The organism is Humitalea sp. 24SJ18S-53 (genome assembly GCF_050632385.1).
Taxonomy (GTDB): Bacteria; Pseudomonadota; Alphaproteobacteria; order Acetobacterales; family Acetobacteraceae; genus Humitalea.
The window spans coordinates 1,963,107-1,983,265 of sequence record NZ_CP192599.1; the positions used below are offsets into that span (position 1 = coordinate 1,963,107).

At 63.5% G+C, this 20,159-nt stretch carries 17 protein-coding genes and 9 pseudogenes; 11 read left to right on the top strand and 15 right to left on the bottom strand.

Features of this window, described 5'->3' with window-relative positions; genetic code table 11:
- Positions 1-2: 2 nt before the first annotated feature.
- The 9 genes from ACQW02_RS09455 to ACQW02_RS09495 all read right to left on the bottom strand — a co-directional run bounded on the left by ACQW02_RS09455 (position 3) and on the right by ACQW02_RS09495 (position 8,006).
- Positions 3-440, bottom strand: a complete 438-nt coding sequence (locus tag ACQW02_RS09455; RefSeq protein WP_431285019.1) for a SoxY-related AACIE arm protein — start codon at positions 438-440, stop codon at positions 3-5.
- Positions 437-874, bottom strand: coding sequence for a sulfur oxidation c-type cytochrome SoxX (soxX, locus tag ACQW02_RS09460; RefSeq protein WP_431285020.1), 438 nt, complete (start codon positions 872-874; stop codon positions 437-439). The genes ACQW02_RS09455 and soxX overlap by 4 nt, the downstream gene beginning before the upstream one ends.
- Positions 861-2,099, bottom strand: a complete 1,239-nt coding sequence (locus tag ACQW02_RS09465; RefSeq protein WP_431285021.1) for an FCSD flavin-binding domain-containing protein — start codon at positions 2,097-2,099, stop codon at positions 861-863. The genes soxX and ACQW02_RS09465 overlap by 14 nt, the downstream gene beginning before the upstream one ends.
- Positions 2,096-2,365: a c-type cytochrome gene (locus tag ACQW02_RS09470; protein ID WP_431285022.1), complete on the bottom strand. Its 270-nt coding sequence runs from the start codon at positions 2,363-2,365 to the stop codon at positions 2,096-2,098. Before ACQW02_RS09470 ends, ACQW02_RS09465 begins: the two co-directional genes overlap by 4 nt.
- A gap of 5 nt (positions 2,366-2,370) precedes the next feature.
- Positions 2,371-4,569, bottom strand: a complete 2,199-nt coding sequence (locus ACQW02_RS09475; RefSeq protein WP_431285023.1) for a molybdopterin cofactor-binding domain-containing protein — start codon at positions 4,567-4,569, stop codon at positions 2,371-2,373.
- 14 nt (positions 4,570-4,583) lie between these two features.
- On the bottom strand, positions 4,584-5,045 hold the full coding sequence (locus ACQW02_RS09480; protein ID WP_431285024.1) for a (2Fe-2S)-binding protein: 462 nt from the start codon (positions 5,043-5,045) through the stop codon (positions 4,584-4,586).
- Positions 5,046-5,597: 552 nt separating this feature from the next.
- The gene (locus ACQW02_RS09485) at positions 5,598-6,749 is read right to left on the bottom strand and encodes a ketopantoate reductase family protein (protein ID WP_431285025.1); all 1,152 of its coding nucleotides are present in this window, start codon (positions 6,747-6,749) and stop codon (positions 5,598-5,600) included.
- 550 nt (positions 6,750-7,299) lie between these two features.
- A complete protein-coding gene (locus ACQW02_RS09490; RefSeq protein ID WP_431285026.1) occupies positions 7,300-7,671 on the bottom strand; it encodes an amino acid synthesis family protein in 372 nt (123 codons plus the stop codon).
- Between the two features lie 20 nt (positions 7,672-7,691).
- Positions 7,692-8,006: a hypothetical protein gene (locus tag ACQW02_RS09495; RefSeq protein WP_431285027.1), complete on the bottom strand. Its 315-nt coding sequence runs from the start codon at positions 8,004-8,006 to the stop codon at positions 7,692-7,694.
- 397 nt (positions 8,007-8,403) lie between these two features.
- On the opposite strand from ACQW02_RS09495, the pseudogene ACQW02_RS09500 reads away from it, so the two are divergent.
- Positions 8,404-9,162, top strand: a pseudogene (locus ACQW02_RS09500) (IS5 family transposase).
- Between the two features lie 277 nt (positions 9,163-9,439).
- Here the strand turns inward: ACQW02_RS09500 and ACQW02_RS09505 are convergent.
- Positions 9,440-9,691: a hypothetical protein gene (locus tag ACQW02_RS09505; protein WP_431285028.1), complete on the bottom strand. Its 252-nt coding sequence runs from the start codon at positions 9,689-9,691 to the stop codon at positions 9,440-9,442.
- A 329-nt stretch (positions 9,692-10,020) separates the two neighbouring features.
- Between ACQW02_RS09505 and ACQW02_RS09510 the strand changes: the two genes are divergently transcribed.
- Positions 10,021-11,226 carry a hypothetical protein gene (locus ACQW02_RS09510; protein WP_431285029.1) on the top strand — a complete coding sequence of 402 codons (1,206 nt, stop codon included), beginning with the start codon at positions 10,021-10,023 and terminating at the stop codon, positions 11,224-11,226.
- Between the two features lie 13 nt (positions 11,227-11,239).
- On the opposite strand, the pseudogene ACQW02_RS09515 reads toward ACQW02_RS09510, so the two are convergent.
- A pseudogene (locus tag ACQW02_RS09515) lies at positions 11,240-11,434 on the bottom strand (transposase); the annotation flags it as partial.
- A gap of 17 nt (positions 11,435-11,451) precedes the next feature.
- Between ACQW02_RS09515 and ACQW02_RS09520 the strand changes: the two are divergent.
- Positions 11,452-11,979: a class I SAM-dependent methyltransferase gene (locus tag ACQW02_RS09520; RefSeq protein WP_431285030.1), complete on the top strand. Its 528-nt coding sequence runs from the start codon at positions 11,452-11,454 to the stop codon at positions 11,977-11,979.
- A 232-nt stretch (positions 11,980-12,211) separates the two neighbouring features.
- Positions 12,212-12,346, top strand: a pseudogene (locus tag ACQW02_RS09525) (transposase); the annotation flags it as partial.
- 459 nt (positions 12,347-12,805) lie between these two features.
- On the opposite strand, the gene ACQW02_RS09530 reads toward ACQW02_RS09525, so the two are convergent.
- Positions 12,806-13,624: a DUF6065 family protein gene (locus ACQW02_RS09530; RefSeq protein ID WP_431285031.1), complete on the bottom strand. Its 819-nt coding sequence runs from the start codon at positions 13,622-13,624 to the stop codon at positions 12,806-12,808.
- A 430-nt stretch (positions 13,625-14,054) separates the two neighbouring features.
- On the opposite strand from ACQW02_RS09530, the pseudogene ACQW02_RS09535 reads away from it, so the two are divergent.
- Together ACQW02_RS09535 and ACQW02_RS09540 are read left to right on the top strand one after the other, a co-directional pair.
- Positions 14,055-14,480: pseudogene (locus ACQW02_RS09535) on the top strand (integrase core domain-containing protein); the annotation flags it as partial.
- Positions 14,481-14,703: 223 nt separating this feature from the next.
- Complete coding sequence (locus ACQW02_RS09540) at positions 14,704-14,964, top strand: hypothetical protein (RefSeq protein ID WP_431285882.1); 261 nt, start codon at positions 14,704-14,706, stop codon at positions 14,962-14,964.
- Here the strand turns inward: ACQW02_RS09540 and ACQW02_RS09545 are convergent.
- Positions 14,877-15,938 (bottom strand): annotated as a pseudogene (locus tag ACQW02_RS09545) (IS630 family transposase). The gene ACQW02_RS09540 and the pseudogene ACQW02_RS09545 overlap by 88 nt on opposite strands.
- Positions 15,939-16,104: 166 nt before the next feature.
- Positions 16,105-16,332 carry a hypothetical protein gene (locus ACQW02_RS09550; protein WP_431285032.1) on the bottom strand — a complete coding sequence of 76 codons (228 nt, stop codon included), beginning with the start codon at positions 16,330-16,332 and terminating at the stop codon, positions 16,105-16,107.
- 848 nt (positions 16,333-17,180) lie between these two features.
- Between ACQW02_RS09550 and ACQW02_RS09555 the strand changes: the two genes are divergently transcribed.
- The 5 genes and pseudogenes from ACQW02_RS09555 to ACQW02_RS09575 form a co-directional block, all read left to right on the top strand.
- Entirely contained in the window at positions 17,181-17,471 is a 291-nt protein-coding gene (locus ACQW02_RS09555) for a hypothetical protein (protein ID WP_431285033.1), read from the top strand.
- Between the two features lie 156 nt (positions 17,472-17,627).
- A pseudogene (locus tag ACQW02_RS09560) lies at positions 17,628-18,170 on the top strand (IS3 family transposase); the annotation flags it as partial.
- A 163-nt stretch (positions 18,171-18,333) separates the two neighbouring features.
- Positions 18,334-18,513: pseudogene (locus tag ACQW02_RS09565) on the top strand (IS3 family transposase); the annotation flags it as partial.
- Between the two features lie 318 nt (positions 18,514-18,831).
- Positions 18,832-19,182: a hypothetical protein gene (locus ACQW02_RS09570; RefSeq protein WP_431285034.1), complete on the top strand. Its 351-nt coding sequence runs from the start codon at positions 18,832-18,834 to the stop codon at positions 19,180-19,182.
- Positions 19,183-19,249: 67 nt separating this feature from the next.
- A pseudogene (locus ACQW02_RS09575) lies at positions 19,250-19,621 on the top strand (DDE-type integrase/transposase/recombinase); the annotation flags it as partial.
- 72 nt (positions 19,622-19,693) lie between these two features.
- On the opposite strand, the pseudogene ACQW02_RS09580 reads toward ACQW02_RS09575, so the two are convergent.
- Positions 19,694-19,969: pseudogene (locus tag ACQW02_RS09580) on the bottom strand (IS66 family transposase); the annotation flags it as partial.
- Positions 19,970-20,159: the final 190 nt, after the last annotated feature.

A 20,159-nucleotide genomic window follows, 5' to 3' on the forward strand; every position in this document is an offset into this window, starting at 1 on the left:
GCTCAGCCCTCCACACAGGCGGCAAGGGTAACCACGACCATCGCGCTGTCCGACCAGAAACTGCCGTCGGAACAGGCGGCCACGGCCAACAGGGTTTGCGACGTGGCCAACCGGATATGGGTCGCCAGCAACGCCCGCCCGGCGCGCGGCCCGAAGCGCACGGTGATGACATGCGGCTGCGGGTTGCGTTCGTTGAACACCGCGACGGCGCGCACGTGGTCCTGTTCCGTCATCGGGCTGTCGACGATGACCGATAGCGGCACAGTATTGCCGTTCTCCACCAGCGGCGAGATATCCATCGCGACCCGCCCCGTCCGCACCGTGGCCCCGCCGGTGAAATCGCGCACCGCAGCCGCCATCGCCTCCGGCGTCGCCCAGGCCCCGCGGGGCAGCAGCAGCAGGGCAGGGGCCGCCACAAGCAAGCGTCGGGGGGTGATCATCGTGCAGCCTCGTCGCGCAATGTCAGCAGGAAGGCGATGATGTCCTCGATCTCCGCTGCGGTCAGGATGGTCCGGTCACGGAAGGCCGGGCTGACCCGCGTCAGCCCCTCGGTGCGGTAGTAGGATGGCATGATGCTGTCCGGATTCAACCGCTTGGCATCGACCAGGCGTAGGCGAAGTTGCCCCTCGGTCCAACGGCTGCCGGCGCCGTCCAGCGGCGGGGCCAGGTTTCCCTGGAAACGCTCCTCTGGGAAGGGCCCTGTGTGACACAGCAGGCAAAGCCCCTGCTGCCGGTCGGCGACCAGGGTGCGGCCGCGCAGCGGATCGCCGGGCTGGCCTGTCAACGACGCCGGGATGGCATCGACCAGCGGCTGCGCGCCGCAGGGCAGGGCGGCCATGCACCAGGCCAGCACGGCGCCGTCAGCCAAACGCATCGGCGGTGATCGTCTCGAACCAATCCTCGGCATAGGCGGCCTCGGCCGCGCGCACGGCGGCGGGCGCATCGATCGGGCTGGTGCCGCCGGCACCCGCGATATCGGCCAGCAGGCCGTTGCTGGGCTGATAGGCGCCCGCGACCGAAATGCCATAGCTCGGCGCCACCAGACTGTAGCAGGTGTTCAGCAGTTTTGGCGTTTGCACCGCGGTCCCGCGCAGCAGCGCCGCCATGGCCGCGGCGCAGACCCGGGCCTGTGCATTGGCGGCAAAGGCCGATTTCGGCATGGCCCCCGCGATCGCCGCATCGCCGATCACATGCACGCGCGGCAGCAGGCGCGATTCAAAACTGGCGGGATCGATCGGGCACCAGCCGGAGCGGTCCGTGGCGCCGGCGATGCGGGCGATGTCGCCGGCCCGCTGCGGCGGGATGACATTCACCACATCCCCGTGATGCGTGGTGAAATCGGTGACCACCGCGCGCCCTTCCGCCTCCACCCCCGTGACCCGGCCGCCGGCCGACAAGGGCACGTATTCCAGCAGCCCAGGATAGAGCGCCGCCCAGGCGGATTCGAACAGCCGCTGCTTGGAGAAGGCATCCTTGGCATCCAGCACCAGCAGCTTGGACCGCGGCTTGCGCGTCCTCAGCACATGCGCGATCAGGCTCGCCCGTTCATACGGTCCCGGCGGGCAGCGATAGGGATTGGCCGGGATCGCCATGACGATGGTGCCGCCATCCTCCATCGCCTCGATCTGGCGCGCCAGCAATTCGGTCTGTGCACCAGCCTGCCAGGCATGCGGCAGGAGCGCCGATGCGGCCTCGTCATAGCCGGGCAGCGCATCGAAGCGCAGCGCGATGCCGGGCGCCAGCAGCAGCCGGTCGTAGCCCAGCACGCTGCCATCGCCGAGCGTGACGCGCCGCGCCACCGCATCGATACCGGTCGCGGCCGCATGCAGCACCGTGATGCCCTGCGTGCGCAGACCCGCGTAGCCGAAGCGCTGCTGCTGCATCGGCCGCAGCCCGGCGATGACGGCATTGCTGAAGGGGCAGGCGGTATAGGTCGGGTTGGGTTCGACCAGCGTGACCCCCAGCCCGTGCCCCCGCAGCGCACGGGCGCCGCTGGCGCCGCCAAAGCCACCGCCGATGACGACGACATGCGGCGGCGCCTGGGCAAGTGCGGGCGCCGGCAGCAGCGCCAGGGCCAGCGACCGGCGGCGGACGGTCACCGAACCACCCAGGCCGCGATGGCCTGGCTCTCCGGTTCGGAAAAGCCTCGGGCCAGGCGGTCCATCACCGTCGCCGGGCGGGAGTTGTCGCGAAACCCGCGCAGCGCCGCCGCGACCTCGGCAGGGTCGCGTCCGCGCAGGGATGGGATGGCGGCCCCCATCCGCGCCGGCCCGTGGCAGCCGAGGCAGGAGGAAGCGCCCGGCGGCGCCGCTTCCTCGGCCGCGGCAGGCCAGGCAAGCAGGCAGAACAGCACTGCCCGCCGCATCGCCATCACCCCCGGCGCAGGTCGGTGTTCTGCAGCGGCAGTTCCCGCACCCGCTTGCCGGTCGCGGCGAAGATGGCGTTGAGCACGGCCGGGGCCGCGACGGCGATCGTCGGCTCCCCGACGCCCCCCCAAAAACCGCCGGAGCCCATCACGATGCTCTCGACCTTCGGCATCTCGTCCATCCGCATGACGCGATAGGTGTCGAAATTCTCCTGCTCCATGCGCCCGTTCTTGACCGTGCAGGCCCCGTACAGCGCGGCCGACAGGCCATAGACGAAGGACCCTTCGATCTGCGCTGCGATCTGTTGTGGGTTCACGGCATAGCCCGGGTCGGTGGCGGCGACGATGCGATGTACCTTCAGTACCCCGGCGTCGCTGACCGACACCTCGGCGCAGGCGGCGACGTAGGAGCCAAAGCCATGGGTCTGCGCCAGGCCCCGGAAGACCGGCTGCCCGCCCACGGCCGGGGCTGGCGTGCCCCATCCGGCGCGTTCGGCGACGGCGTTCAGCACCGCCAGGTGCTTCGGGTAGTCGCCCATCAGCGCGCGGCGGAAGTCCAGCGGATCGCGGCCGGCGGCATGCGCCAACTCGTCCATGAAGCATTCCAGGTAGATCGCATTCTGGTTCAGGTTCACCCCGCGCCAGAAGCCCGGCGGCACATGCGGGTTGCGCATGGCGTGATCGATCAGCAGGTGCGGAATGCCATACCCGATATCGGCCTCGCCACCGCCGGCGTTCAGCCCCTGGAATACCACGGGGTCGCGGCCGTCGCGGATGTTCTGCGGGAAGATGCCGGCGACGATGGATTGGCCGCTGATGCGCATGGCCAGACCGGCCAGGTTGCCCTGCGCGTCAAGCCCCGCGGTCAGCTTGCACATGGTGACCGGGTGGAAGCGGCCCTGGAGCATATCCTCCTCCCGCGACCACAGCAGTTTTACGGGCGTGCCGGGCATTTGCTTGGCGATATCCACCACCTGGCGGACCCAGTCGTGCACGGCGCCTCGCCGGCCGAAGCCACCGCCGAGGTGGATCTTGTGGATTTCGCAGGCGGAGGGGGGCAGCCCGGCCGCCTCGGCCGCCGCGGCGTGGGCGGCCTCGCCATTCTGGGTCGGGGTCCAGACCTCGCAACGCGTCGGCGTCCAGATGGCGGTGGCGTTCATCACCTCCATGCAGGCGTGGTTCTGGTGCGGGTAGCCATAGATGGCCTCGACCCGCTTCGCCGCCCCGGCGATCGCGGCACGGGCATCGCCGGCGCGATTGCCGACGGCGGCCTGCGGCGCATCCAGCCCTGCCCGCAGCACCTCGGCGAAAGCGGCCGAGGAGGCATTGCCATTCTCACCATTGTTCCAGGTGATCTTCACCGCCTCCAGCGCGGTCTTGGCGCGCCACCAGGTGTCGGCCACTACGGCGACGGCATAATCACCGACGCGCAGCACGCGCTTCACCCCGGGCATGGCCTCGGCCGCGGTGCTGTCCACCGCGGCGACCGTGCCGCCGAACACCGGGCAGGCCTGTATCGCGGCGTTCAGCAGGCCCGGCATGGTCAGGTCCATGCCATAGACTTGGCTGCCGTTCAGCTTGGCGGCGGTATCGAGCCGCGCCACCGGCCGGCCGATCAGCTTCCAGTCGCGCGGGTCCTTCAGCGGCACATCGGCCACAGCCGGCGCTGCCAGCAGCGCCGCCGCCGCGGCGACCGTGCCATAGGTGGTGGTGCGGCCGGTCGGGCCATGGGTGATGACGCTGGCCGCGGCGGTGCATTCGGCGGCGGGCACGCGCCAGGCATTGGCGGCGGCCTGCACCAGCATCATGCGCGCCGCCGCGCCGCCCTTGCGGACGTATTCATTGCTTTCGCGAATGCCGCGGCTGCCGCCAGTCGACATGCTGCCCCAGACGCGGTTGCGCGCCAGGTTCTGGCCCGGGGTCGGGTATTCTGTGGTGACCTTGGCCCAGTCGCATTCCAGCTCCTCGGCGACCATCTGCGCCAGGCCCGTCAGGGTTCCTTGCCCCATTTCCGATCGCGCGATGCGGATGACGACGGTGTCGTCGGGCTTGACGACGACCCAGGCATTGACCTCGGGCTGGGTTGCAACCTGGGCCGCGGCATCGCCGGGCAGGCCGACATGGAAGCCGAAGGTGAAGGCGCCGAGGGCGGCGGTGGCGCTGCCCAGGACGCCGCGGCGGGTGGCTGTGCGGATGGCGTTCATCTGCGTCTCTCCCGCTAACCTGCCGCGCCGGGATTGGCCGCGCGCTGGATGCCCGCGATCACGCGGTTGTAGGTGCCGCAACGGCAGATATTGGTGATCTCGTCACGGATTTGCGCCTCGGTCGGGCGCGGCGTCGCCTCCAGCAGGGCTGCGGCGGCCATGATCATGCCGGGTTGGCAGAAGCCGCATTGCGGCACGTCCAGCGCCAGCCACGCCTGCTGGATCGGGTGGCTGCTGTTCGGCGACAGGCCCTCGATGGTGACGATCTTCTGTGCGTCGGTGACGGCCGAGACCGGCATCGCGCAACTGCGGATCGCGTTGCCATCGATATGCACGGTGCAGGCGCCGCATTGGGCGATGCCGCAGCCGTACTTGGTCCCGGTCAGGCCCAGTTGCTCGCGCAGGACCCAGAGCAGGGGAGTATCGTCCTCGACCTGCACGTCGATCTCGCGACCGTTCACGTTGAGCTTCGCCATCATTCCTCTCCGTCGCCGCGGTTGTTCGCGGTCTTATGCCGCGCCGAAGCGCGACCTTGTTCCGTTGACCCTGGATCCGCCTGCCGCAGCGATGATGTTGCCGTCACATCAGTGCCGCCCGCCTTTGTCGTCAGTGGCCTACTGGCCCCCACCTCCAACCCGAACGGCCCGGCTGGATACCAGCGCCCTGACGAGGTTCGGAGCACCGATGCAAAGGCTAACAGCGACGCCGCTCCGGCGGCAACAAGAACTCTCGCCCGGGCAAGGCAATCGGGTGAAGGACGTGCGTGACAAAGCGATCTGGTATCGCGAAGAAGAATGACGTTCGGCTACGCAAGTCGGTGTGCGCCGCCGACCTCGGCGCCTTGATACAGCGGCTATTGTCCGGAGAATCGTCCGCGCCGGGCACTACCCTTGGTGGCCGGCGCGCCGAGGAGGAGTTGGTTGATGTCGACCGGCTCGCTGTGCATGGCTTGCAGATCGGCCTGAGGGTCAATCGGCCGTCCCCGGCCAGCCCGACCTGGGACGTCCTCGTCGGTCGGTCATCCATCGTCAGTTCAGGCGCAGATCCAGGATGTGCCGCGCATCGGCCTGGAGCTCGCCATTCTCAACCCGTTTGACAATGCTGGTCAGGGCCGCGTTCGCGGGCGCGGCGAGGCCGAGTTCCTGGCCGCGCCCCACAATGAAACCATTGAGGAACCCGATCTCGGTGCGGCGGCCCTTCACCATGTCCTGGCCCATGGAGGGACGGTGCGCGCCGCCGCCTTTGGTCGCCTCGTCCAGCCGGCGCTCGTCGTAAACGCGGCGCGCCGCGGCGTCGCCCTCACCGGCACGGGCGATGGTCTCAGGGGCGAGGTGGTGGATCTCCTCGAGCTGGTAGCCAAGCGCCTGGCCGATCCTGATCGCCTCGCTGCCGAGGCGTGCGGTGAAGGCGCGTAGGGTGTCATCCAGCAAGATATCGCGGCTGATCAGGCCGGTGCAGGCGGAGACGCCGTTGCCCATGGCATTGGTCACCAGCTTCGACCAGCGCTCGCCCCAGAGGTTGGCGGTGACCTGGGTGCTGTCGGCGAGCGCGACCAGGCGCCCGACCTCCCGGGCGCGGTCGGTGATCCGACCGTGCACCTCGCCCACGCGGAACACGGTATGCGCGGCGCCGGACTTGCCGGCGGCTCGGCGGACATGCCCGGGTTCGCAGAGGTCGACGGTGATGGAACTGGCGATTGCACCGAGCGTGCGGCCCCAACCCACGATGCCAGCGATGGTCTCCTCGTTCATGCAGTTCTGCAGTGAGACCACGTAGCCACTGGGGGCCAGGTACTGCTTCACCATCATGGTCGCCCAGGCGGTATCGTAGGACTTCACGCAGATGAAGGCGATGTCGATCGGGGCTTCCTTGCTGAGGCCCTGCATCTCCGTCAGGTGCAGCACGCGGACGGGAACGGAGAATTCCGGCACATCGCGCAAATGGCTGATGCGGAGGCCTTTGTTGCGGATCGCCTGGACGTTCTCTGGCCAGAAATCGACAAAGGTCACGTCCTCCCCCGCTCGCGCCATGTGCGCGCCGGCGTATCCGCCGACCGCCCCGGTTCCGATGATCGCGATGCGTGCACTCATGGATCGTCCCATTTCTTCAGCCGCGCTTAAGTGCGCGTTGTATACGAGAGGCGCCTGTTCGAGACCGCGCATGCGCTCCTGCAGGAACACCAGAGACGCGTCTGAGCAGCCGTTGAGAGCCGTCAGAAACGTAGGATTCGACCGTTCACGACGACATTACCGATCTTACCCAAAGGTACCCCTGTGGCGCAGGTTCGCCGCAATCGGCGTATCCTTCAAGATGGCGCCCAGGACTCGAGCATATTTGCATAATCTTGGGATTGAGGCGGTGCGTCGCAATCGACGGCGATGCTTCGTCATCATTGCAGTTACGCGTTCTTGGGCCTTCGGAATCAATGGGTGGAGCGGCCCCCATTTCGACCGGACAGCGGCGCTACCCTGAGGGCCTAGGTGGAAGCCTAAGCGTACGCCCATGTCCAAACCCGTCGAGCGTGTATAAGTCTTGACATGATCTGACGGTCACATGGAATCGGTGCGGTCAGAGGCCGGGGCGCGGAGCCAAAGGCGAAGCGCAGCGCCCCGGCTGGTTCGCCGCAGATCACTACATCGCTCACGACGGCCGAAACAGGCGCTGTTGGGCTCCAACCTAATTCAGCGATCCGACGCTCGACTTGCAATCCGGAAGCGTTGAGATGACCTCTCAGCCCTTCTCCATCTCCAACTTGTCTAGATACCGATCGCCGATCCGGTGATGCGGCCGCCCCCCATCCGCGACGGCTAGCACGACAACAATCTCGTCCGGCGCAGGCGCATCCGACAGAGAGATCTCCGCCGTCAGAAAATGCGCTCGGGACCCTTCATTCTCCTTCAGCTTGTTCTTCATCGGCACATCGATCCGGCAGCCAGGTCCCGTCCGCTTTTGCACGAACGGCATGAAGGAGCTGCCGCCCAGGAGGTCGCGGCACACATTGCCGAAGTGCAGCGAGTGGATCAGGGCCGCCGCGTGCTCGATTTCGCCGGCCGTCCCGACCACGGCGCCCTTCCCGAACGCCTTCACGTCGCCGGCTTCCACCTGCCTCAGAACCGCGTCGGTCAGCAGGTTGGCGAGGGCCGGGCCGCAGCGACCACCGCCGGGTCTACAGCGATACCGATTGCTGCGAGGCCAGCGTCGGTAATGCGCAGGGCGTGCAGGAGACCCTGCTCATCCTGGCGCCAGCTCAAGGCGGGCAGCAGCGTGAGAACCTCCTCGATGAAGCTGAGCTTGATCAGGGAAGTGACGAGGTGGCGCTGGGCAGCGCCGCGGGCGCGCAGGCTCGACGGGAAGGGCAAGACCATGTGATCGGGTCGTTGCGCGGCGGTGCTCAGGATCAGAGCCTGGGCGACGGAAAGTGGCGTTGGCTTGGTCATGGGTCAGTCCTCGTGCTGCGCCGCGGAATGCAGCGCTTGCACAAGGACGAGCCCGGGATGGCCCGGGCGGCCGGGTCGGGCTCGCCTGCTCGCCCCGTCCTCCACAGCAATGCTTCCGGGGGAGGGGAAGTCCACTGCTTTGTCGCAGTACGCCAGTGATGGCGCCAGGCGCGGGGTAGAGGGTTCGAATCTCTTCGCCGGCGGCGATGGCGATGCCCAACTCGAAGAGGATGGCACTCTCACCGGCGAGATCCGCTTCCACCGCGGCGACGAAAGCGCCTTCACCGCCCGACGGTGGTAGCTTTTCAGCAGCCTGCTAGATACTAGGCTCAGGAGCCAGTAATTTGCTTGCATAGGCGCGGGCGGTTGTGATTCTGGGGGTGGCGGAGGTACCGCCATGACCGATGTCTTCCTGCTCTCGCCCGCGCAGATGCGGCGGATAGAGCCCTTCTTCCCGCTCTCGCACGGCGTGCCGCGGGTCGATGACCGGCGCGTCCTCAGCGGCATCGTTTTCGTCATCCGTGCCGGCCTGCGCTGGCGCGACGCACCGCCCGCTTACGGCCCGCACAAGACCCTCTACAACCGCTTCATCCGCCGGAGCCGCCTGGGCGTCTTCGACCGCATCTTCGCAGGGCTGGCCGGCCAGGCGGGCGAGCCCGACCGGCTGATGATCGACAGCACCCATCTCAAGGCCCATCGCACCTCCGCCAGCATGCTCAAAAAGGGGCTGTTCCCCGCCGCATCGGGCGCACCAGGGGCGGATTGAATTCCAAGCTCCACGCCGTCTGCGATGGCCAGGGAGGGCCTATCGTCATGCTGCTCTCCGAAGGCCAGATGAGTGACCAAGGGAGCGGGGCTGCTGATCGATGCCTTGCCGCCAGCCCGCCACCTCATCGCCGACCGGGGCTATGACAGCAACCGCTATCGCACAGCCCTCTTTGCCCGCGGCATCACGCCCTGCATCCCATCAAACAAAACCCGCAAGTTCGAACTGCCCTACGACCGCCTGCTCTACCGCCAACGACACCGCATCGAGATCATGTTCGGCCGTCTCAAGGACTGGCGACGCATCGCAACACGCTACGACCGATGCGCACACACCTGCTTCTCCGCAATCTGCATCGCAGCAACCGTCATCTTCTGGATCGGACAATGAGTCCTGAGCCTAGGCCGACCCGCCAGCGCATAACGTCTGCGCAGGTCGTAAGGGCTCCACCTCGTCCCATTTCGCCTTATCCCGAGTATTATTTTTCTGGCTGCAGATAATCATCTGCAAAAAGACGATCACCAATGCCGTCTGTCGAGATCGCCCGACGTCTTACCGAAAATCCCGGCTGGGCAGTTTGATCTTCACACTTCGCGATCCGGGATCGGGCCGCTTCACCTCATCCGCCCGCGCCAAGCCGGGGTCCACCCAGCCGGCGCTGGCGATATCAGCCCCCGCAAAAGCCCATCGAGCAGGTCCGACCGATCAGGAGCCGTCGCACGATCAGGTGCACAATTGGCACCTCGGTGTGCTCATCCACCCGTTCCACATGGCCCTCGGCGACCATCAGCCTGGACCCCAGCAGCGCCTGGCGATCGCGCGCACCGATCTTAGCGTAGACGAGCAGATTGGCTTCTCCGAATTCATCCTCCAGCGTGACGAACACCACCCCCTTCGCGGTGCCGGGCTTCTGTCGCATCAGCACCAGCCCCGGCAGCCTCCATGCCCAGCAGGCAGGGCGAATCAGATTTCGACCGCCCAGGGAATTCCTAACGAGTCCAAACGTTCCGATGTTGCCCTATCTTGTCGCCTCGTTCGCCCGTCGACAGTTGACTTCTGCCCGCGGGGGTCCTGCGCGAGGTGCGGAGTCACGTCGATCTCGTGCAGTTCGACAACGAAATCGCGGGCATCGAAGCACTTGTCCACGACCGAGGATGCTCGTGCTGCAGCGCAGCTAAAATCAATCACGGCTTAACAAGCTGATATCCTTTTTGGGAGAGATTCCCGCTGTCAATGCGGGATTCTCTGATGCGGAATTTTTTCGGTGCAGCGGCAGCATTTCTCGGTGGAGCAACTCTGTGGAGCGGTGAAGCTAGCGCACACATTAAATGGTTTTCTTCCTATGATTTAAATAATATTCCTAATCCACCAACGATCTTCGCGAACAATCCAGCCTGGATCTGGGGGATGGTAGTTTCCACCTTCATCATAGTCGTCTGCGTCGGCATCGATCGTTTCGGGATTTCTCAATCCTCAATCGCTAGACGATTTTCTTTTACTCAAATTAGCGAATTGAACACCGATCATTTGCTGCGTCTCTCGACAGGCATCTGGCTCGTCTTCGTTAGCCAACTCCCTGATCCCGTCTTCCTAACCCCTGAGACCTATTCCGGCAATTCGGCGACGCAAAATCTTCAATTAATCCTCGCAGCCTTCTGCCTCTCACGCCATGTCTGCTGGGTAGCTGGACTTGGCGTCGCGTTCCTTTGGTTTCTCGCTTGCGAGAAATTCGGCATCTTTCATATACTTGATTATCCCATTTTTCTAGGAATTTCGGTATATTTAATCTCAATTTCTATCTCCGACTGGCGTAATGTTAATTTTCAGTGGATATTTCACCATCGTGTCTTCATTCTAACAATAAGTTTGGCGCTAACCCTCGCCTGGGGCGCCATTGAGAAGTGGAGTTATCCGCAGTGGACTTATCCTTTACTAGAAGCACGCCCGTATCTGACGTTCGGTTTTTCATCAATATCCTTCATGGCATTGGCCGGATGGGTTGAGTGGGTTGCCGCCTTCACATTGATATTTGGTGGGGTCTGGACCAGGAAGATGTCCGCGATCGCTCTGCTGGCTATTATGCTGGCGGCGGTGCTCGACTTTGGATTCGTCGACTTGATAGGGCACTTTCCTATCATCATCTGCTTGTTGATCGCGACCTTTCACCGAAGCGCAAATATGCTGGACCATGCTAAGCTGCGACGCAATCTCCAAATCACCCCAGCGGCGATCAGAAAAATCTCGATTTGCTTCGGATCGATGGCCATGATGTCCATTGCATATTTTTTCTTCTGGGATTTGGGTTACGGAAACTATTTCTGTGTCGATTGGATTAACGGCATAACTTATTCATCTATTGGTGTGCTTATTTTTATTGTTCCCATACTGTGCGCCTTGTCGTTGGTGGCGTACCTCTGCGTGGAATTTTGCGCGCGTGTCAGGCGTCTCGCCTAGGCGCTGTCTGCATTTATCGTAGCCAGATCATCGCGCATGCGAGATGGACGAAGCCCGTGAAGGCGGGGAGGGTCTTCTCGCAGCGCATGGCGATCCGGCGGAACCGCTTGAGCTTGTTGAAGAAGCACTCGACCTGATGGCGTTTCTTGTAGAGCCTCCAGTTGATCGGAGGCGCGATGGCGCGGCTGGGATTGGCTTTGATCGGCGCGCACCGCTGACGTCGACATGTCCTCTCTGTACGATCGCTTTCTTGCGCATGTGCCGTCGGCTGGGAGCATCCTGGATGCCGGATGCGGCATCGGGCGGGATGCAGGTGCCTTCGCGGACCGAGGCTTCAAGGTCGTTGGCTTTGACGCCTCGCCGGAGATGGTCCGGCTGGCCCGCGGCCGTGCTGGCGCCCAGGTCGAGATCCACCTTATGCGGTTCGAAGACGTTGCGTGGAAGGATGCGTTCGACGGCATCTTGGCCTGTGCATCGCTCTTGCATGTCACGGCTGCGGACTTTCCTTCTGTCGCCACCCGCCTCGCCTGCGCCCTTCGCGGCGGCGGAGCAATGTACATGTCCTTCAAACTTGGCGCCGGGGAACGCATGGCCGGTGGCCGACGCTTCACTGACCACACGGCCGAGACGCTGGGCGTCGCGCTAAGGGGAACAGGGCTCGTCCTTGTCGAAGCTTGGATTACGGCTGACGTGCGTATCGGCCGCGACGGTGAACGCTGGCTCAACGCGATCGTGACAAAACCGGAGACTTAGCGACCGATCGCAATGCTCTGACGCGAGTTCGACGGTGGGGGTGGGCTAATGCCCAGACCCGTGCAGACGAAGCGGGTGCTGTCCTTCGCTCGGAACCGTCCGAAGAAACATGCATCGCAACAGATGCCATTCTCGTCCTGCTTGACACGCTTTGAAAAAGCCCAATCGAGGATGCGCAGCGGCAGCGGCCGGTGGCGCTTCTTTAGGGAGACGCCAAAGTAAGAGAGAAGCGCGGGTGGATGATCGCCGTGTTCTGAACGGCATCTTCTGGCGGTTACGGACTGGCGCGCCGTGGGCCGATATTCCGCAGCGCTATGGGCCGTATACGACATGCGTAAACCGCTTCAAGCGAGGTTCGAACCACGGCAAGTGCCGACCGCGCTGAAACCCGCCATTTACCTGGAATTCTGCGTTCCGTACTAAATCGGCCAAGTCAGGAGGTCCGGAGAGCAAGGGCCCTCGGAGCGCGATTTTCGCCCGTCTCCGCGTCCGGCCAGTCAACAGGTCTGCCCCGATAACCCCAGGAAACCTGCCACTCAGCGTGGCGGTCGGTCTGGCGGAGAGCGCGACTCGCTTGTGAGTTGGCGGAGGGAGTGCGACCGGATGCGAACGGTCTCTCGTAGCTTTTTGCGCAGCTTCTATGGCTCCCTCGTGCCTTTGCGAGCGAAAGTGAAAACTCGAGCATGGTCGAAACATGGCGCAACAGTATCCCGCTGCTCTGATCGTGCCGTGCGGGGAAGGCCGTTTCGGCAAGATAATGTCGAGTGCCGCGCCTTCGTCAGCGCACCAGAGAAAATGCACCCGACGACGTGGCTGGAGCGATTCATCAAGTCGCTTGTAGCACCGATGGAGAATGCTCGCGGCCAGCTGTGAATGGACAACTACCGGCTTCCTCTGCCTTGCGCCTTTTTCGAACTGCAACAGCATAGTGGCCCGGACGATAAGCGCCATCACGGATGGGCGCCGCAACCGCCGAATCGTAGCCAGCCCATTCGGCATCGCCCATGGTTTCGAAGCCGCGTGAAATCTCTGCACCGTTCAGCCAAGCGTCGGCATAGGCAGGGCGCGGTACGGGTTGCGCAAGGACCAGCGGCCATTCCGGCCGTAAGGTGATCGGTTCGTCCGTGCGCGTGATTCGGACATTCGTGAAAATCGGACCGAACCAAGCATCGGTCTCGACCAAGCCCTCATAAACTTCGATGCCCGGCATCTGAGGCACGTTCGGCGGACTACGCACCAGAAGGCTCCAGCCTGGTGCGCTACGGGCCAGCAGCCCGGTCCATATTTGCACAACGCCCGGTTCCGGCAACGCCGTCAGAAAAGGTGGCGAAAACCCGCGTATCGCTTCAGGCGCGGCTGCGTCAAAGGTTGCAGAAAAGCATGGAAACTGCGCCGCATCATCCAAAAGCATCCAGTCCTCACCGACATCGTTGCACTGCCACCAAATGCGCTGGCCGTCGAAAAGCAATCGTAGATCTGTTGGCGGGAACATGTGCCAGCCGAAGCCGGCGGCCGTCGTCACAGCCTCGCAGTAACGCCAGGCGCGAATGGGCAGCGTTCCCAACGCGCTGCGGTCGGCACGCGCCGGCGGTCGCTGTCCAGGGATCAAAGCATGAAAGCGAACCGGTGGTACTGCCTTGGACATCTGCGTCTCATCCCCAACAACGTCGGCTTGTCGCCGTAGACGGCCAGCCTCGCGGAAGAGGCTGGCCGTCTACGCTCAAGTTCAGAGGTGGCGGAGGCCCGCACCAACGCGCACGCGGCCGTTGTCCCGAACGCTTTCGGGGGCCGACTTCGGTGCGATGCGACGCAGACCAGCGCCGATGCGCACGACGTTCGCATCGGCGACGGTGTCGATCTTGGGGGGAGTGGGAGTGGTGACGGGGACAGTGATGGGAGTCATTTTGTCTCTCTTGTACATCGGCAACGGGATGAATTCCCCTCCGATCACTTTAAAGTGAGCGTCGAGTGGTTAAGGATTTCCTTCAGGAAGCATCATTTCTCGAAGCCTGCCGCTTAGGAATTGAGGGCCTAGCGAGGTTCAGACGGCTGGATCGCTGGTTGTTCGATGCCAGGCCGTGAAGCTGCTGCCGTATGCCATCCACACCGTGCTGACCGACAACGGCATGGCTTTCGCCGATCTGCCAAAGAACCGCGCCGGGCCAACCAGGCGATCTCTCGGCGACCACATCTTCGACCGCGTCTGCAACGAGCACGGCATCGAGCATAAGCTCACCAAACCATACCATCCCTGGACCAACGGCCAGGCCGAACGCATGAACCGGACCGTCAAGGACGCTACCATCAAGGCGTTCCACTATCCCGACTTCGAAAGCCTCAAAGCCCACGTCCTTGCTTTCGTGTCGGCATACAATTTTGCCAAGCACCTCAAAGCCATACGGTGGAAGACCCCATTCGAAGCGGTCTGCCACGCATGGACGACATCACCCGAAATCTTCAATCTCAATCCGCGTCACCTCATCCCGGGACCAAACACCTAGACGCTGCGCAGCCGCGGATGGCAGCTCCAGCCATGTCGAGCTCTACGCCCCGCAACTCTCCGGCGGTGGCAGCGACATCGGCCGACGCCTTGAGCGTGTCGTCTTCGACGATGGGACCATCTGGGACCTGAACACGGGCCTGCTCGCGACCGGCGCGGCCCAGGACGAGCAGATCGGCGGCACGACGCAGTCCGACACGCTCACCGGCCTGGCCGGCGACGATCTGTTCTACGGCTATGCTGGCGACGACATCCTCGATGGTGGATCGGGCACCGACCAGCTCATCGGCGGCGCCGGTGACGACACCTATATCCTGCACGCAGGCGACGGTGGCGCCTGGGATGCCCCCGAACACATCTCCGAGAACCTTGGCGAAGGCATCGACACTCCCATTGATCAGAACCGATGTGCCCACTCACGCAGACCGATGGACATGATGCGCCCTGGCTGGTCGATGAGGCGGTTCCAGTGGTGGCAGCAGTGAGCGACGATGTCGTCGTGGTTCTGGAAGACCCCGTTGGAAAGCCAGTTGTTGCGCATGAACAGCCAGACGTTCTCCATTACGTTCAGTTCCGGACATTTCGGCGGCAACGGCAGCAGAGTGATGTTGTCCGGCACGGCTACGTCGCCCGCGAGGTGCCAGCCGGCCTGGTCGAGCAGCAGCACGGCGTGCTTGCCCGCGGTGACATTGGTGCTGATCTCGGTCAGATGCAGGTTCATCGCCGCGGTGTTGCGGAAGGGCAGGACCAGGGCAGCGCCAGACCCCTCGCGCGGGCAGACGGCGCCGAAGATATAGGTCGAAGCATAGCGCTGGACCTGCGGCGCAGGGCCTGGTTCCGCGCCGCGCCCATCGGCGGGTGATGCTGTTCTTTTGGCCGATGCGCGCCTCGTCGGCGAACCAGATTTCTACCGCGTCGAGGCTGATGTCCTGCTCACGCGCGATGCCCGCCAGCGTGGCGGGGAGGTTTTTTTAAATGTCTCGATGGCGCCGACCGCCTGGGCGTGATGCTTCGGCCGGGCCGAGAGCTTGCGATAGCCCAGGGCGCGCAGTTCCCGGCTCAGCGTCTGCATCGAGACTGAGACGCGGAACTCCTCCCATAGCCATTGGCCGAGATCGCACAGCCGCCAGCGCACTACGTCGTGGATCGCAGGGATCGGGCCGCGGTCGATCTGGGCTGCCAGGGCCTGGCGGTGTGTGTCGGTCAACAGCGGCGTCGGGCCCGGCGCGCGGCGGCCGATTAGCCCCGCCGCCCCTTCGGCGTTGAACCGTACCACCCAGTCCCTGACGATTTGCAGGGTGACGTTTCCGATCAGCGCCGCCTCAGATCGAGGGCCGCCGTCATAGATCGCCGCCAGGGCCAGCAGGCGGCGGGCCTGGGCCGCGTCCTTGCTACGCCGCGCCAAGCGGCGAAGCTCGGCGGCGTTAAAGTCGGTACGAGGGGCAATGGGGGGCGGCATGGCGAGCCTCCAAGGATCACCAGCTTGAATCACATCAGCCCCGCGTCGGGGAATCCCCATTGTGAGTCACGGGCCGGGGGAGTTGGTATTAGGGCTGCCCCTTGGGTGTTGGGCGGGACATTGGCTTTTGCTTCCTGTCCGCGGCCTGGGTAGGCGTGATGTCCGTTCAGCCGACGTTGGCGGTTACCCGTGCGACGGCAGCTATCAGCGCGGCGCGAACTGCCACGTCTTGCACGGCCAATCCACATACCGGGGCATTTTCGAAAACTATCTTTATCTCATCAAATAAAACGGCAGCAACGTTCGGCCGATTTTCCATCGGAATGTCGGCAAGAATTGATTGAACGATCCGCTCCAATGCGTCAGCGACCGTTTCTGGATCATCTGGCAGCAATATCCCGCAAACCTTTCTTGAAATACTTCAACGCGCAATCTGAGACTCGGGATGAGCTCCGATGGCTCGATCGAGCGCACAATTTTTTTTACATCTTGAAGCGTCGCGCGCCCAGGGTATTCGACTCGAATTGCGTTCACGTATTTCGTGAGCGGCGGATCATCTGGCGATGGAAGCACAAGATAGAATCGCCATTTGAAATATATCGTGATTGAAATCTTTCGACCGCGTGTTTCGATTGGTGCCTACAATTCAACAGGTTAATGAGCACTTCGATGCGCACGCATTAGGTGTGTAAGTTTGCGTTACACAACCTGTTAATGGTTACACTCATATTGTCAAAAGGGCTTACAAACTTCCCCAAAAATCGCTGTCGCGGAGCGTAAATATGTTGAGCGTTGAGCGCCAAAAAGGCCCATCCAACCAAATCGTTGACCTCATAGAGAATTTGGCAAATTACGCGCGTGAAAAAGACCTGCCTTTGGCAGATGAGGCACTTGCCTCGCTCCTTGCGGTTCTTATGGGTCCACACCCATCATCCAATGGCTCGGATTTTTCTGGATCGAATGGATTTCTGATAGAATAGGATTTGAAAAATATTTATCATATTTCCAAGATACTTGTGGTGATGATGACATGAATTTTGAATTGGCCATGCAAATTCAATAGACCGCGGACGTACACAGATAAACTGACTGGAGCAAAAGTCGAACGTTCTTGCTCTTTGGGCTTCCCTGCTCGGGCGAAATCTGATTCACCCCGCCTGCTGGGCATGGAGGCCAGCAGGCAGGACCAAATCCCTGTCCGGGGATCTTCGTTCCTGACTGATCGCCGCAGTCGACGGCGGCATGTCACGGCCCGGTGCCGCCGGGCGCTTCGGTGTCTTGGTGGCCAGCGCCAGTCGTTGGCTGCGCGAATGGCACGCCACCGGAGCAACGCGCGCCAAGCCCCGTGGTGGCGACCTGCGCTACCACCGCATCGAGGCGTATCGCGTCATCACCCTGGTCGCGGTCGAGGTCCAGGTGGACATCACCCTGGTCGAGCTGTCGCAGCTGCTGCATGACCGCCACGGTGCAGCCTCCACGGTGCAGCCTTCGCGCCCTGTACGATCTGGCGCTTCCTCGACCGCCGCGCCATGACCCTTAAAAAACCGACGTACGCCAGCGAGCAGGCACGGCCCGACGTCGCAGCGCTGCGACACGCTTGGTTCGACGCGCAGCCCGACCTTGATCCCGAACGCCTGGTCTTCATCGACGAGACCGGTGCCTCGACCAAGATAGCGCATCTGCGTGGACGCGCCCGGCCTCGCCCAGGTGGACCGGAACTTCATGGCCTCGGGTCCGGACCAGCTTTGGGTGGCGGACATCACCTATGTGTCGACGGCGGCGGGATTCCTGTATCTCGCCGTCGAGCTGGATGCGTGGAGCCGCAAGATTGTCGGCTGGTCGATGGCCAATCACCTGCGGACGGAGCTGGTGCTCGACGCGATGGAGGCGGCCGTCGGCCAGCGCCGCCCCAGCAACGTCATCCACCACAGCGACCAGGGCAGCCAATACACCTCCGTCGCCTTCGGCAAGCGCTGCGGAGAGGCTGGAGTGCGGCCGTCGATGGGTTAGGCGGGCGACGCCTATGACAACGCTATGGCCGAAAGCTTCTTCTCGACGCTGGAGGCGGAACTGCCGAGCCGCCGACGCTTCGCCTCCCAGGCGGAGGCACGGATGGCGTGTTTCAGCTAGATCGAGGGCTGGTACAACCCGGTGCGACTGCATTCAGGCCTGGGCTATCGATCCCCCATGACCTACGAAGCTGAGCAGGAGGCAGTCCTGATCGAGACGTAGCCCGCAAGCCCGAAAACCGTCCACTGAAACGAGGCAACCTCAACCTCACGACATAGGCGTGCGCCTAGGCTTGAACCTAGGCCCTCCAGGCTATGCCGCCTGTCCGGTCGAATTGGGGGCCGCTCCAGAGGCAGGCTAAACTCGGTGTCCACCAAACCGGCAGCAGGCTATCTTTTCGTCGCTCAAGGCCGAACGTGTCAGGGTCCGCGTCTATCGCAACCGCGACCAAGCTCGGGCCGACGTGTTCGATTACATCGAACGCTTCGACAGCCCCAGGCGACGACACTCGACCATCGGATATCTCAGCCCTATGCAGTTCGAGCGCTTGGCCAGTTCAGGCTAAACTCGGTGTCCATCTAACCGGCAGCAGGTCAAGACGAAGGGAATTGCGATGAAGGTTTACGCGGACTCGGACGGTGCGCGACGTCTGGTTGGTCGGGCTAATGTGTCGACCGATGCAGGACCTTACGTCGATGTCCCACTGTTTGGCGTAACTTCTATTATCGTTGAGCGGTTCGTCATCGGCGCGGTTACGCATTTGCCTGCGGACTTAACAGTTCAGGTGGAGCGGGCGGTCCTGCTCGCGCCGGGGCAACCGCCAGACTTGCTGCCCGGCTGGCAACCTCTTGCATCCTAGTCGTCTGTCAGCAAGGCAAGCGCTATGTGCCCATTTAGACTGACGCTGCAGGCAGCAATAGCCGGCACGATACTGCTGCTGGTATCGGCTTCGTCGGCCGAACAAGCGCCTCGTCTCACGATGATCGGCATGGGCGCTGGCGTCACGTGTGCCGAATGGATGGAGACGGCGCGATATGACGGCGGCCTGGAGCAATGGGCGTTCGGCTTCGCGAGCGCGATGGCGGCCAGCACGCAGGTGCAAATCGGCACCGACCCGCTGGCCGCATTTGATCGTCCTGGCATACACGCGTGGTTGGCAGTCTACTGCAGTGACCGGCCGACCGACGCACTGACTGTGGCACTGATTCGGATGGTGTTCTCTACGATGCGGTAGCGTCTAAACTCCCTATGCCTCCATCTGCCTCCAGCTAGAATCATGCCTTGCGAGAGAACCGAACGGCGCGACGGGTTATCGCCTGCTCAAGGCGCATGACCTGCTCACTAGCTGTTTGATCCCGGCCTTCATCGTGGGCAAGGCGGCCGATGAATTCTACAGCAACACCACCGCGCCGAGCCAGCTCTGGCAGACGGATTTCACTTACCTCAAGGTCATACGCTGGGGATGGTTATACCTGTCCACCGTGCTCGATGATTTCTCGCGCTATGTGATCGCCTGGAAGCTCTGCGTCAGCATGGCCGCCTGTGATGTCACCGAGAAACTGGAACTGACGCTCACCGCCTCCGGCTGCGACCAGGCCCGTGTGCGGTACCGGCCGCGCATGCTGTCCGACAGAAGGCGCTGCTACATCGTCGGCGAGTTGGCCGAATGGTTGGCCGACACCGTCATGTGCCCAGCACGTGACGTGGAGGACTTGCGGCGGGCGGTTACCGCGCGGCAGGGTCAGCGCATCGTAGCCCGTGTAGCCATCCGCATGTAGCCAGCCCTCAAAATCCTGTAGGTGCTCGCGTGGTCGTTCGCCTTTGCTGTCAGGCGAGTAGCGGTAGAGTGCCACAGGCGGCCCCTGGCCCTTCCAGGGCCGCGGGTCGATGGGATAGACCCAGAACCGCCCCTCGCGCGTCCGGCAGCGCCCCGGTGCGAGCACGGCGAGCGGTGTGTCGTCGGTCCAGATGATGCCGTGCCGCAGTGCATAGTCGCCGATCGCCTCGGCCAGGCGGCTCAGCCACCAGGCGCCGCGGCCAGCACCGTATCGCGTTCCGACAGTAGCGCGCGGAGCGCTGCGATCTCGGTGTCCGGCGTGTCGAACGACGCGGCTTGCACATCGCGATTCTACGCAACGCAACGGGCGCTGCAATGACCGATCAGCTACACCGTCGCCTGCAGCCGCCCGGTCCAGGCGGGCATGCGCCAGT